Annotated in this window: 17 protein-coding genes; 13 read left to right on the top strand and 4 right to left on the bottom strand. The window is 31.2% G+C overall.

The features are described 5' to 3' along the window. Window positions 1–17 precede the first annotated feature (17 nt). From ABXT58_RS01965 to ABXT58_RS01945, 5 genes are read left to right on the top strand one after another with little or no spacing between them, the layout of a single operon-like run. Window positions 18–398: a cupin domain-containing protein gene (locus ABXT58_RS01965; RefSeq protein ID WP_415304359.1), complete on the top strand. Its 381-nt coding sequence runs from the start codon at window positions 18–20 to the stop codon at window positions 396–398. Between the two features lie 49 nt (window positions 399–447). Next, a complete protein-coding gene (locus ABXT58_RS01960; RefSeq protein ID WP_415304358.1) occupies window positions 448–1,389 on the top strand; it encodes an NAD(P)-dependent oxidoreductase in 942 nt (313 codons plus the stop codon). 21 nt (window positions 1,390–1,410) lie between these two features. Then, on the top strand, window positions 1,411–2,841 hold the full coding sequence (locus tag ABXT58_RS01955; RefSeq protein ID WP_415304357.1) for an aldehyde dehydrogenase family protein: 1,431 nt from the start codon (window positions 1,411–1,413) through the stop codon (window positions 2,839–2,841). A gap of 3 nt (window positions 2,842–2,844) precedes the next feature. Next, complete coding sequence (locus tag ABXT58_RS01950) at window positions 2,845–3,222, top strand: VOC family protein (protein ID WP_415304356.1); 378 nt, start codon at window positions 2,845–2,847, stop codon at window positions 3,220–3,222. 1 nt (window position 3,223) lies between these two features. Beyond that, complete coding sequence (locus ABXT58_RS01945; protein ID WP_415304355.1) at window positions 3,224–3,865, top strand: glycerophosphodiester phosphodiesterase family protein; 642 nt, start codon at window positions 3,224–3,226, stop codon at window positions 3,863–3,865. 2 nt (window positions 3,866–3,867) lie between these two features. Here the strand turns inward: ABXT58_RS01945 and ABXT58_RS01940 are convergent, their stop codons facing one another. Beyond that, window positions 3,868–4,992: a TauD/TfdA family dioxygenase gene (locus ABXT58_RS01940; protein ID WP_415304354.1), complete on the bottom strand. Its 1,125-nt coding sequence runs from the start codon at window positions 4,990–4,992 to the stop codon at window positions 3,868–3,870. 130 nt (window positions 4,993–5,122) lie between these two features. Between ABXT58_RS01940 and ABXT58_RS01935 the strand changes: the two genes are divergently transcribed. The 4 genes from ABXT58_RS01935 to ABXT58_RS01920 all read left to right on the top strand — a co-directional run bounded on the left by ABXT58_RS01935 (window position 5,123) and on the right by ABXT58_RS01920 (window position 9,046). Next, window positions 5,123–6,142 (top strand): glycine betaine ABC transporter substrate-binding protein, encoded by a 1,020-nt coding sequence (locus ABXT58_RS01935; protein ID WP_415304353.1) that lies wholly within the window; start codon window positions 5,123–5,125, stop codon window positions 6,140–6,142. A 67-nt stretch (window positions 6,143–6,209) separates the two neighbouring features. Next, window positions 6,210–7,229 carry an ABC transporter permease gene (locus ABXT58_RS01930; protein ID WP_415285935.1) on the top strand — a complete coding sequence of 340 codons (1,020 nt, stop codon included), beginning with the start codon at window positions 6,210–6,212 and terminating at the stop codon, window positions 7,227–7,229. Next, the gene (locus tag ABXT58_RS01925) at window positions 7,229–8,254 is read left to right on the top strand and encodes a quaternary amine ABC transporter ATP-binding protein (RefSeq protein WP_415304352.1); all 1,026 of its coding nucleotides are present in this window, start codon (window positions 7,229–7,231) and stop codon (window positions 8,252–8,254) included. Before ABXT58_RS01930 ends, ABXT58_RS01925 begins: the two co-directional genes overlap by 1 nt. Before the next feature lie 3 nt (window positions 8,255–8,257). Next, window positions 8,258–9,046 (top strand): SDR family oxidoreductase, encoded by a 789-nt coding sequence (locus ABXT58_RS01920; RefSeq protein ID WP_415304351.1) that lies wholly within the window; start codon window positions 8,258–8,260, stop codon window positions 9,044–9,046. A gap of 1 nt (window position 9,047) precedes the next feature. On the opposite strand, the gene ABXT58_RS01915 is transcribed toward ABXT58_RS01920, so the two are convergent. Beyond that, entirely contained in the window at window positions 9,048–9,989 is a 942-nt protein-coding gene (locus ABXT58_RS01915; protein WP_415304350.1) for a 3-hydroxyacyl-CoA dehydrogenase NAD-binding domain-containing protein, read from the bottom strand. Between the two features lie 8 nt (window positions 9,990–9,997). After that, complete coding sequence (locus ABXT58_RS01910; RefSeq protein WP_415287134.1) at window positions 9,998–10,885, bottom strand: 3-keto-5-aminohexanoate cleavage protein; 888 nt, start codon at window positions 10,883–10,885, stop codon at window positions 9,998–10,000. Between the two features lie 35 nt (window positions 10,886–10,920). On the opposite strand from ABXT58_RS01910, the gene ABXT58_RS01905 reads away from it, so the two are divergent. The 3 genes from ABXT58_RS01905 to ABXT58_RS01895 are packed head-to-tail and all read left to right on the top strand — an operon-like array spanning window position 10,921 to window position 12,123. Continuing rightward, on the top strand, window positions 10,921–11,508 hold the full coding sequence (locus ABXT58_RS01905) for a class II aldolase/adducin family protein (protein ID WP_415304349.1): 588 nt from the start codon (window positions 10,921–10,923) through the stop codon (window positions 11,506–11,508). Further along, window positions 11,498–11,650 carry a hypothetical protein gene (locus ABXT58_RS01900; protein ID WP_415304348.1) on the top strand — a complete coding sequence of 51 codons (153 nt, stop codon included), beginning with the start codon at window positions 11,498–11,500 and terminating at the stop codon, window positions 11,648–11,650. Before ABXT58_RS01905 ends, ABXT58_RS01900 begins: the two co-directional genes overlap by 11 nt. Window positions 11,651–11,652: 2 nt before the next feature. Then, on the top strand, window positions 11,653–12,123 hold the full coding sequence (locus ABXT58_RS01895; RefSeq protein ID WP_415304347.1) for a thioesterase family protein: 471 nt from the start codon (window positions 11,653–11,655) through the stop codon (window positions 12,121–12,123). A 1-nt stretch (window position 12,124) separates the two neighbouring features. Here ABXT58_RS01895 and ABXT58_RS01890 read toward each other — a convergent pair whose 3' ends face one another. After that, window positions 12,125–12,469 carry a DMT family transporter gene (locus ABXT58_RS01890; protein WP_415304346.1) on the bottom strand — a complete coding sequence of 115 codons (345 nt, stop codon included), beginning with the start codon at window positions 12,467–12,469 and terminating at the stop codon, window positions 12,125–12,127. A 51-nt stretch (window positions 12,470–12,520) separates the two neighbouring features. On the opposite strand from ABXT58_RS01890, the gene ABXT58_RS01885 reads away from it, so the two are divergent. Then, window positions 12,521–13,354, top strand: coding sequence for a TauD/TfdA dioxygenase family protein (locus ABXT58_RS01885; protein WP_415304345.1), 834 nt, complete (start codon window positions 12,521–12,523; stop codon window positions 13,352–13,354). The last annotated feature ends 23 nt before the right edge of the window (window positions 13,355–13,377 follow it).

Below are 13,377 nucleotides of genomic sequence, written 5' to 3'. Positions count from 1 at the left end.
ATAAGTTGTAATTGTGTATGATATTTGTAAAAAACCTTAAATCTGTCTCTGATCAAGAATGGTCAACAACCGAAAAATATCCAGGTGTTAGGTGGAAATTTTTAATTGATGCAGATTTTATGGGCAGTTCCGGACTTTCACTTGGTTTTGCAGAGATTGCTCCAGGGGGTAACTTGACCCTCCATTATCATTCACCTGCAGAAATATATGTAGTTACTAATGGCACAGGAGTATTGAATAAATCTGGTGAACTTGAAGAGATTAAGAAAGGTGATGTAGTTTATATTGCAGGAAATGCTGAGCATGCTTTAAAAAATACTGGAAAAGAAACCTTAGAATTTTATTGGATTTTTCCAACAGATCGTTTTTCTGAAGTTGAGTATATTTCAACAAGCTAAAATCTTAAGTATATTAGTTAAAAACAATTAATTAAAATATGGAATTATAATGAAGATTGGCTTTATAGGACTTGGAAATGTAGGTGGTAAACTTGCCGTTAGTTTATTGAGAAATAAATTTGAATTAACTGTTAGAGATTTAAATAAAGACCTTACAAAAGATTTTAAAAATAAAGGTGCAAAAATTGCAAATTCTCCTAAAGAATTAGCACAACAAGCTGATTTAATAATAACATGCCTCCCTTCTCCAAAAATTTGTGCTGAAGTGATGGAAGCAGAAGATGGAGTTATAAATGGACTTACCAAAAATAAAATTTGGCTTGAAATGAGCACTACTGATGAGTCTGAAATAAAAAGATTAGGTAAGTTTGTTAGGGAAAAAGGAGCAATACCACTTGATGGCCCAGTTAGCGGAGGTTGTCATAGAGCAGCTACAGGAAATATTGCAATATTCGTTGGTGGAGAAAGAAATGCTTTTGAAAAGATATTACCTGCATTAACTATGATGGGTAGGAAAATTTTACATACTGGAGAACTTGGTTCGGCTACTGTTTTAAAAGTAATTACAAATTATTTAGCTTCTACTCATTTAGTTGCTCTTGGTGAAGCTTTGACTGTTGCTAAGAAATCTAATTTAGATTTATCAAAAGTTTATAAAGGTATAGCTGTTTCCTCTGGAAATTCATTTGTTCATGAAACTGAAAGTCAAGTAATCTTAAATGGTTCTTATAATATTAATTTCACAATGGATCTTGTTCTTAAGGATACTGGCCTGTTTGATAATTTAGCTAAAAAGTTAAATGCACCTTTAGAAATTTCTCCTTTAATTGTTAAAATATTTGAAGATGGTAAAAAAAAATATGGCTCAAGAGCTTGGTCTTCAATGATTGTTAAGAGAATGGAAGAGTTAAACAATATAGATTTTAGAGCAGATGGGTTTCCAGATGAATTAATTGATAATGAACAAGAAGAAAAAGGATATGAAATATAATTATCATGTTAAAGTACTATCATGCTAGATAAGAGAAAATTTTATATCAATGGTAGATGGGTTGAACCAAAAAAACCAAATACCTTTAATGTAATCAATCCATGTAATGAAGATCCATGTGCAATTATTTCTTTAGGCTCAAAAGAAGATACCAATGATGCAATTAAATCTGCTAAAAATGCTTTTGAAACATGGAGAGAAACTACCAAAGAAGACCGATTAAACTATCTAGAAAAATTACTCTCAGTTTATAAAAAACGGTCTAGAGAAATGGCTGAAGCTATTTCGTTAGAAATGGGTGCGCCTATAGATTGGGCAACAGAGGTACAAACTGCCTCTGGTCAATCACATTTAGAAGATTTTATTCTAAGACTTAAAAATTTTAAATTTGACGAACACTTTAATGAAAAATCAAATAACCATATTTGCTATGAACCAATTGGTGTTTGTGGACTGATTACTCCTTGGAATTGGCCTATTAATCAAATTGCTTTAAAGGTTATTCCGGCATTAGCAACTGGGTGTACAATGATTTTAAAACCTTCAGAAATTGCTCCTATTTCAGGAATGCTGTTTGCTGAAATGATTGATGAAGTTGGTTTTCCAAAAGGTGTCTTTAATTTAGTTAATGGTGATGGGGCTGGAGTTGGGACACATTTATCTGGTCATCCCGATATTGATATGATTTCTTTTACTGGGTCAACGAGAGCTGGGAGATTAATTTCTAAAAATGCCGCTGAAACAATCAAAAGAGTCTGTCTAGAGTTGGGAGGCAAAGGTGGAAATATTGTGTTTGCTGACTCTTACCCTAATGCAGTTAGAGATGGGATTAGGAATGTTATGACTAATTCTGGGCAATCATGCGATGCACCAACAAGAATGTTGGTTGAAAAATCTATCTATCAAAGAGCTATTAAAGAAGCTGCAGAAGAAGCAAATCTAATAAAAGTAGATGAAGCCTCAAAAAAAGGAGATCATATTGGTCCTGTAGTTTCAAAAATACAATATGATAAAATTATTAGTCTAATTAAAAGTGGTATTGAAGAGGGTGCTACATTAGCAGCAGGTGGTCCCGACCTACCAAATAATTTAAATAAGGGCTATTTTATTAAGCCAACAATTTTTACAAATGTTACAAATGATATGGAAATAGCAAAAAAAGAAATTTTTGGCCCTGTACTATCCATCATTCCTTTTGAAACAGAAGAAGAAGCAATAGAAATTACTAATAATACTGAATATGGTTTGGGAAATTATTTACAAACTGAAGATAAAGAAAAAGCTCATAGAGTTGCAAAAAGACTTAAATCAGGTTGTGTATATATAAATGGCAATGCTGCAGATCCAGGAACCCCATTTGGTGGATTTAGACAATCAGGAAATGGTCGAGAGGGTGGAGTGTGGGGTCTTGAAGAATACCTAGAAATTAAAACTGTCACTGGGTGGAAATAATTCATGATTGGATTTGTAATGGTTGGGACTAATGATCTTGATAAAGCAATCACGTTTTATGATACTTTACTTGAGACGATAGATTTAAAAAGAGTAATAACCAGTGAAAAATATGTAGGATACTCATCCAAAAAAAATCCTAAAGAAATTGAATTTTATGTAACAAATCCAGTCGACAAAAAAAAAGCGACGTATGGAAACGGTACACAGATATCATTCGCAGTAAAATCAAAAGAAACAGTTGATAAATTTTATAATATAGGAATTAAGTTAGGTGGAAAAGATGAAGGAGCCCCAGGAATAAGATCTGGGGATTATTATTGTTACATTAGAGACCTTGATGAAAATAAAATTTGCTCGTTTGCTAAAATAGATAATTAATATGCACTTAATACATAGGGGAATTGTAAATAAAAACTACAAAGAAAATCTTTTAAAATCATTTAAACAATCATTTAAAAAAGGATATGGGATTGAAACAGATATTCACGTCACAAAAGATGGTGAATTTATTTGTTTCCATGATTTTACTTTAAAAAGAACTTTTAAAAAAAATCTAAGCATAAAAAATCTTAATTATTCTCGGATTAATGAGATTAGCACTAAGTTTAATAAGCCAATTCCACTCTTAAAAGACTTGTTGAAATGCTCAAAAAATAAGTACTCTCTTCATATTGAAATCAAACCAATCTTTTCAAAACCTCTTCTAAAAAAACTCTTGAAGGAAACATCAAAATTTACAAAATGTGTATTCATTTCCTTTAAACACGAAAATATTTACAATCTACTTAAGATTAAAAAAAATACTAAAGTAGGATTATCTTTTTCACCACCAACAAGTATTAAGGAAATAACTGAGAAATCAAATAACAAGAATATCAATTGTCTAATATTAGATAAATCTTATTTAAAAAATAAGAATATCAAAAATTTAAAAATTGAAAAATATTATTATACAATCAAAACTAAATTAGAATTTAAAAAATATAATAAAAAAAATAACTTAATATTTGAAAATATATAAGATTATTTTTTTAAAAAGTTTAACCTTCCTAAAATTTCATCTCTGTCCATATAATATCCTTGTAAATGACGATGACCAGAATTTGGATTAAAAGCTGTTCTTCCATGAAGAGCTCTTCTGTTATTAAATGAAAAAATATCACCTGGTTCTAATCTAAACTTAATTTGAAATTTATCATCGTGTAAAAGATTTCCAAATCTACGGTGTGCTTCGTATACCTTGTCCATAATATCAGGGTGGCAGTCTAACGTATCCATTGTAGCTACACTAAATCTTATATCATTATAGTCTCCGTCCTTAGTTAGTGAAATCGCAGGAGCATGGAAGTTTCTAACCGTTTCTTGCGTATAATCTTTATCTCTAAATTTAAGAGGTACACTTACAAGGGTGTTAAAAATTTCTTTTTCGTTCTTTTTTAAATAGTCTGCTACTGCAAATCCATCTACACATGAAGAATTTCCTCCTTCTGCAGAATTAACCAAACAGTGAAGAAACTGGTAACCAGGGGGTGTCTCGAACCAAGGTAGGTCCATATGATTTCTTAAGGCATGTGCCGTATATGCTGAGTTATTTGGTTTTGGAACATTAATAACTTCAAACGGTGTATTAAAAAAAGTCTGCCTTGTATGGCTTATTCTGTTTAAAACTGGAAATGCAGACTCTTTTCCAACTGGTGTATTTTTAACAATTGCTATTCCCTTGTAATGTAAAAGCTCAAGCCATTTTAGTAAACCCTGTTCACTATTTAAAATTTTATTGTGATCAATGGTTACAGATTCTAAATTGTTTTCTAAAGAGTTATCCCATAATTGATAGGGAGAATTATATTTTTCTTTGTTTTTTATCGTATAACAATTTTCTCTAAGCCATTTTGGATCATAGTGACTTATATGATTTCCCTCACTCCATTTTACTACTAATTTACCCTCTTCATTTACTTTTGATTCTTCAGCAATTAAATTTTTTGAAACTTCAAGAATGTTAAACATTCTATGATTGGTATCTTTATCGTGTGCTGTAGGACAATTATCTCTCAACCAAAAATAGTTAAAACTGCTCTCCTCTCCATCGCTCCATTTAATAAGTAGATTTTTTTTATTTTTTTCTACTTTTGAAATACTTGTCATATTCCTATGATTATTTAGTTTTACGTACTTTTCAATGCAATTTATAGTTGTAAATTAAATTGTTACTTGAATTTCAAAGTCATACCTTATTAACTATCCTCAATAAAACTTAACTATAGGGAGAGAAAATATGAGGTTTTTAAAAAGATTACTACTTTCGGCCTTCTTTATATCGACATTATCATTAGTAGGTACTAGTGCGAATGCTGCTTGTAAAGCGAGATTGGGAGATTTTGATTGGAGTAGTGCTAATATTCATACAGCAATTACTTCTTTCATTCTTGAAAAAGGATACGGATGTAATGTTACGGTAACAAAAGGAAGTACAACACCTATTATGGCTGCCCACTACGATGGTCAACTAGATGTAATCACTGAGGTTTGGTATGACAATATTATAGCAAACTATGAGCCACATGTTGAGGCTGGTACTATTAAAAATATTGGAGTTAATACGCCAGATTCACAACAAGCTTTCTACGTGGACAAAACTACAGCCGATAAATACAATTTAAAATCTGTTGAAGATATGAAAGATCCTAAAATAGCTGCACTATTTAAAGATCCTGAAAACCCTTCAAAAGGTAGAATGACTAGCTGTATTTCAGGTTGGACTTGTTATACTGTAAACTTGGTTAAACAAAAAGAGTATGGTTTAGATGAACTTTATACAAATTTTGATCCAGGTTCTGGAGGAGCGTTAGATGCTGCTATTGCAGGTGCTTTTGCTAAAAAGAAACCTATCTTTACATACTATTGGGCCCCTACTGGCTTAATGGGTAAAGTTGATCTAGTTAGATTAACTGAACCTAAGTGGAGCAAAAAATGTTGGGATGATATGTCTGTAGTTGTTGAAAAAATCAAAGCAGAAGGACCAGAGGCATATACTAAATCTTGTGCTAGTGAATACAGAGATATGGCGTTAACTAAATCTGTATTGACTAAATGGGCTGCCGCTCATCCTGCAGAAACTAAGTTCTTATCGCAGTACTCAATTCCTACTGCTACTGTTAATAGAATGTTAGCCTACTATGAAGATGAGTCAGATGGTGACATGGATTTAACAGCTAGAGAATACTTAAAATCAGAGTCAGCTTGGACTTCATGGGTTCCTGCTGATGTTGCTAAAAAAGTAAAAGCAGCGCTTTAATTTTACGTAACAAATAATTTGAAAGAGCCCTACGGGCTCTTTCTTCGCAAAAAAAAGAAATAATCATATGTTTAAAAATAAAAAAAATTTATTTAACTTAAGTCTATTGGGAATTTTTATATGGTTATTAATTTCAAGTTATAATTCATCGAAAAGAAAACCTGAAACTGTAGGTGAATTATTTAAAGATTTTTCATGGTTAAGTGATTGGCCCAAATGGTTAGATTTACCATTAATGCCATTAATTAATAAATGGTTCAAAGCACTTAATGAAAATTATGGTTTTATCTTTGAGGCAATAAATAATGTTTTACTTGCAATGTTAATGGGACTGAAAAACTTTTTAGTTCAAGCTCCATGGCCTTTAGTAATTATTGGTGTTGTAATACTTGCTTATTATGCAAGTGGTAAAAAAATCAAAACTACTGTTGCAGTAGGTTTTTGTACATTTTTTATTGGATTTTTACATCCTCGTTTCTGGGATAAGGCAATTGAAACTACTTCAATTATGTTAATTAGTATATTTTTATGTCTCATTATTGGTGTTCCAATAGGAATTTGGATGTCTAGAGCTAACAGGGTAAGAGAGAAAATTCTTCCTATACTAGATTTAATGCAAACAATTCCGGCATTTGTGTATTTAATTCCAGGGATAATGTTATTTGGTCTTGGTGCTGTTCCAGCAATCATTGCAACTTTTATTTATGCTGTTCCTCCATTAGTTAGATTAACTGATCTAGGTATTAGGTTGGTTGATACAGAGGTTACAGAAGCAGCAGACGCATTTGGAGCTAGCAAAAAACAGAAATTATGGGGAGTGCAAATTCCACTCGCACTACCTAATATTATGCAGGGAGTTAACCAATGTACAATGATGGCATTATCAATGGTTGTTATCGCATCAATGATTGGAACAAGAGGTTTGGGTGATGAAGTTCTTCTAGGTCTTCAACAATTAAATGTTGGTAGAGCTGCAGAAGCAGGAATAGCAATTGTATTATTGGCAATTGTACTGGATAGAATTACTCAATCTTATGGCGAAACACTTCAAGAAAGAAATTCTCCCACCAAGGAAGTAAAAAAATAATGTCAAAAATAGAAATTAGAAATATCTATAAAATTTTTGGCAATAAACCACAATCTATAATGCCCATGGTTAAAAATGGTGGAACAAAAGATGACATTCTAGAACAAACTGGACATACGGTAGGATTAGATAATGTTTCTTTAAATATAGAAGAAGGTGAAACTTTTGTTTGTATGGGTTTATCTGGTTCAGGAAAATCTACATTAATAAGACATATAAATAGACTAATTGATCCGACAGAGGGTGAAATTCACATTGATGGTACCAATGTTATGAATTGTAATCCAGAGGAGTTAATTGATTGGAGAAGAAATCGTATTAGTATGGTTTTTCAAAGATTTGGTTTATTTCCACACAAAACTGTCATGCAAAATGTTGGCTATGGTTTAGAGATGCAAGGTAAATCAGAAGAAGATAGAGACAAAATTGCTATGGAAAAAATTGATGACGTTGGTCTTAATGGTTTTGAAAACCAGTTTCCAAATCAATTATCTGGTGGAATGCAACAACGTGTTGGCTTAGCAAGAGCTTTAGCAACAAATTCTGATATTATGTTAATGGATGAAGCCTTTAGTGCATTAGACCCTTTAATTAGAAGTGATATGCAAAAACAATTAATAGATCTTCAATCAGAGTTAAAAAAAACAATAATTTTTATTACCCATGATTTGGATGAGTCATTAAGATTGGGTGATCATATTGGAATACTAAATGCTGGAAAACTAGTTCAAGTTGGAACACCTATAGATATAATAATGAAACCTGCAGATGATTATGTAAAAGCTTTTGTTAAAGACGTTAATAGAGCAAGGGTAATTAAAGCAAAAGTTATTATGAAAAATGTAAATGAGGTTAATGGAATTGATAAATCAAATTTAATCAAAGTCCAAGAAGATCAATTCATTGAAGAATTTTTACCCCAAATAGTATGCACAAGTGCTAACTGTGAGGTTGTTGATAAAAATGGAAATGTTAAGGGATATATAACCAATAAAGAACTTCAAGAATCTTTAACAAAAACATAATTAATGATTAACCAATCATTAAAAAATAAAAAGATTATTATATCAGCTGGTGCTTCTGGGATTGGTTGGGCAACTACAAAAATTTGTCTTGCTAGAGGTGCTTATGTTTATCTTTGCGATATAGACAGTAAGTCTCTAAGTAAATTGAACAAACATCCTTTAAAAAATAAAAAATTATTTGCTTATCTTTGTGATGCTTCAAACGAATATCAAGTCTCCGATTTTTTCGAAAAAGTTAAAAAAAAAACTAAGAAAATTGATGCTTTAATTAATAACGTAGGTATTGCTGGACCCACAGGTTCTCTTGATAAATTAAAATCAAAAGATTGGGAAAATACTTTGCATGTAGATGTTAATAGCCATTTTTATTTTACTAAAAAATCTATACCTCTAATTAAAAAATCTAAGAACGGATCAATAATTAATATTTCATCGACAGCCGGAGTACTAGGCTTTCCACTTCGTTCTCCTTACGCTGCAAGCAAATGGGCAATAATTGGTGTCACAAAAACATTGGCCATGGAGCTTGGAAAATTTAATATTAGGGTTAATGCTGTTTGTCCAGGAACTATTAAGGGCGATAGAATGAAAAGAGTAATAAGAGATAAATCAAAATTTACTAAAATTTCAACAAAAGTAATTGAAAAAGATTTTGTTTCGATGAGCTCAATGAAACAATGGATCTTAGAAGAAGATATTGGAAAAATGTGCTCATTTTTAATTTCAGACGATTCTAGCAAAGTTTCAGGACAAGTAATCTCTGTAGATGGTCACACAGAAAGAAATGATTAATTTATCTTAATTTTTTTTCGTATTTCTTTCTCATTAATAATAAATCTAATAAATATTCATCTCTGATATTTGAAATTTTTGCTACTGACTTTCCTTTTGCTTGCTTTTTAGTTCCATCTACTAATCTTTTAATTAATTTTTTTGATAAGTTTGGGGCTTTTAATTTTGTCCAAGGTAATTTTAAAGCTGGTCCGAACTGCTCCAACATATGTTTCATTCCTGATTTTCCACCTGCTAAATGAAAGGTTAAAAAGGTACCCATTAATGACCACCTTAAACCAGGTCCATCCTCTATTGCTCTATCTAAATCCTCTGTTGTTGCATAGCCTTCATTAATGATATGGAGTCCCTCTCTCCATAAAGCTTCCTGCAATCTATCAGCCAAATATCCTGGTAACTCTTTTTTTACAGCAATAGGATTCATTGAAATAGATTTATAAAAATCATTAGCTTTTTTTAAAATTGATTTAGATGTTTTTTTTCCCGGTACAATTTCAACAGCAGGTAACATGTAGACTGGATTAAATGGATGGCCAATAATTCCTCTATTAGGATTTTTGCATTTTGAAAAAATAACAGAAGGTAACAATCCTGATGAACTTGAAGATATAATAGCATTAAGTTTGGAATATTTTCCTATGTCTGACATTAACTTTGTTTTTAATTTATAGTTTTCTGATGCACATTCTTGAATAAAATCCACATCTTTTAATGTTTCTAATAATGATGTTTTAAAACTTAAGTTTTTTAAATTAATTAATTTTTTTTTATAAAGTTTTTTTACAAATGGAAGGGATCTTTTAATTTCTTTAATTAATATTGCTTTTTGTTTAAAATTTAAATCAAATGCTGAAACTTTTTTGTTGTGCGCCAACATTCTAATAATCCAGCCAGTACCAATAACTCCAGTACCAATTACTGCAATTTTATTTATCTTACTCAATATGAATCTTATTTATGCTTGATAAGTTTTAGTTTTTCTCTTGTTTCTGCTGGTGTCATAATAGAAGAACCAAGATCATCCACAATTCTAATAGCTTTTTCAACTAATTGCGCATTAGTTGCTAATTTACCTCTAGATAAATATAAATTATCTTCAAGTCCAACTCTTGGATTACCTCCCAACAAAACAGTCTGAGCAACAAAAGGCATTTCATTCCGTGAAATTGCAAACCCCGACCAGATACCTTCTTTAGGCATTATATCTAACATGGCTTGCATTGCTAAAGTAGTTGCAGGCGCCCCCCATGGTATTCCCAAACACATTTGAAACATTGGTGGATCGCTTAATAATCCTTCTTTGTAAAGTTGTGCGCCAAACCACATATTTCCTAAATCAAATGCTTCAATTTCTGGCTTAACACCAATTTCTTTTAATCGTTTTGCAGCTTTTCTTAAATCATTTGGCGTGTTTACTGTGATTGTAGAGCTGTCACCGAAGTTTAAAGTTCCAGCATCTAATGTACAGATTTCTGGTAGGAATTGTTCAGCATTAGCAATACGCTCCATTACATTTGCCATATCTGTCATTGGACCAAAGTCTAATGGATTATTTCCTTGTCCAATATCAAGGTCGCCGCCCATGCCTGTCGTTAAATTTAAAATAACATCCGTATCACTTGATCGAACAAGATCAACTACCTCTTTATATAATTCTAATCTTCTACTTGGTTTACCATCGTCTTCCCTGACGTGAATGTGTGCAATTGCTGCTCCTGCTTTAGCAGCTTCTATTGCTGCAGTCGCTATTTGTTTTGGTGTCTTTGGTAAATCAGGATGTTTACTAGCCGTGTCACCAGAACCTGTTACTGCGCAAGATACAAAAACTTTATTGTTCATCATTTATAATTCAAATATAGTTTAATTTAATAAAAATGGAAATAACAGATTTACAAAAAGATTTAGCTGCAACCTTCAGATGGACAGCTAGACTAAATATGCACGAAGGCGTTGCAAATCATTTTAGTGTCTGTTTACCAGGCTCATCTACTGACTTTTTTGTAAACAAAGCTGGAATACATTTTAGTCAAATAAAAGCTAGTGATTTAATTTTAGTTACAAAAGAAAATATAGAAAAATTAAAAAAAAAACCAGAAATTGTAGATCCAACTGCAATCAATATTCATGGAGTAATTCATAAAAAGGTAGCTCATGCTAAATGTATTTTTCATACACATTCTAAATATGCTACAATTTTATCAACCCTTAAAGATCCTACATTAAAGCCTATAGATCAAAATACTATGATGTTTTATAATAGAGTTTCTATCTTTAATGAATTTGGTGGCTTGGGTTTTGAAGAAGAGTCTGAAAAAATGGCAAGTGCCTTAGGAAACAAACAGCATATGCTGCTAGCTAACCATGGAATAATAATCACAGGTGAAACTATTGCAGAGGGTTTCAATGCCTTGTATTATTTTGAAAAAGCTCGCAGAAACTTATTTAACAGCATTGTCAACTAACAGGGAGTTGAATGTAGCTAGTCATGAAATTGCAGAAAAAACAGCTCAAGAAACTGCAAATTATCCGATTGATTTAGCGGGGATGCATCTTAATCAAATAAAATTGATTTTAGATAAAGAAGAACCAGAATATAAGAATTAAATATGTCTATATTGTTAAATACACAGAAGATTATTAAAGATTGGACCGATTATAATAATCATATGAATGTCGCCTATTATGTTTTAATTTTTGATCTTTACGGTACTGAAACTTTGATGACAAAATTTAATATGGGCGAACATTCAGCAAAAACAACAAAAAAAAGTACCATGGTTGTTGAATCTCATATCACTTATGATCAAGAAGTTAATGAGGGTGAAGAAGTGAATATAAATTTAACCTATTTTGATCATGACAAAAAAAGACTTCAGTATAAATTTGAAATGACCCATAAAGAAAAAGAGTATTTAGCATCGTCAATAGAATTCTTATCTCTATATGTTGATTTGAATAAAAGAAAAGTTGCTGAATTTGAGGATGAAAAAATTAAAATAATGAATGAATTTATTAAAACAAATAAAATTAATTTTAATAATATAGGTTTAAAATTCTCAGCTAAATTAAAAAAATAAACTAATTATCAATATTTTGATTGTTCATCACATTAATAATTACAACTCCAACAACAACTAAAGCTAGTCCAAAAATAGTTGCTAAATTTGGAACTTGCTTATATTTAATAATTCCAATTAGAGTTAAGGCTACTATTCCAACTCCTGACCATGTAGCATAGGTGATGCCCACTGGTAAAACCTTCATTACATGAGACATTAAATACATACAGCCACTGATAGCAACGACTGATATTAGGGATGGAATCCATCTGGTAAAACCTTCGGTTGCTTTTAGTGATCCTGTTGCAGTAATTTCTAGTAAAATAGAAACTATTAATAGCATATAAGCTTCGGTTAAAGTCATAGGAACCTTATATATTTTGACAAAATAAATTTCCAGAAATATATTCTTTTAATGGAAGTTAAACTTTTATCAGGGGCTCTTGGAGCTGAAATATCAGGTATAGACCTTAAAGATTCCTCAAAAGAAAATTATAAAAAAATAAATAACCTGCTTTTAGAACACAAAGTAATTTTTTTTAGAAATCAGGATATCACCCACAATGAACAGATTGCATTAGCTCAAAACTGGGGTCCACTAGAAAATCATGCTTATGTGAAGGGATTAAATAATCACCCTGAAATAGTAAGAATTGTAAAAACTAAAGAAGAAAAAAATCAATGGGGGGAGAATTGGCACACTGATGTTAGTTACAATATTAAACCAACTAAAGCTGTAATTTTAAAATCTATAAAGATACCTCCCGTGGGTGGAGACACTTGTTTTTCTAATATGGAACTTGCATGGGAAACTCTTGATGAAGAAATTAAAAAAAAGATAAAAGATAAAAAAGCTATTCATAGCTCCCTTGGAGCAGAATTTTTTATAGACAATTACAAGGGTATGTCAGGTCATGAAAAAAGAAATTACGATGAATATTCAAATGAACATCCCATAGTGAGAACTCATCCAGAAACAGGAAAGAAAATACTGTATGTAAATTGGACTTACACAAAACAAATAATTGGTTTAGATAAAATAGAAAGTGATGAAATATTAAAAAAGATATTTGAACATCAGGCAAGATTAGATCTAACTTGTAGATTTAATTGGACAGAAAATACTGTTGCGATATGGGATAATAGAAGTGTTATTCATTATGCGATAGCAGACTTTTATCCTGGCAGAGGTTTAGGTCATGAAAGAATAATGGATAGAATAGCTATTGAGGGTGATCAACCTCATTAATTCTAATTTATTAAGAATCTAGC

The organism is Candidatus Pelagibacter sp. Uisw_090 (assembly GCF_047717845.1).
In the GTDB taxonomy this organism is placed as follows: Bacteria; Pseudomonadota; Alphaproteobacteria; order Pelagibacterales; family Pelagibacteraceae; genus Pelagibacter.
Note: the sequence above shows the minus strand (reverse complement) of the source record. Positions and strands in the feature narration are given on the sequence as shown.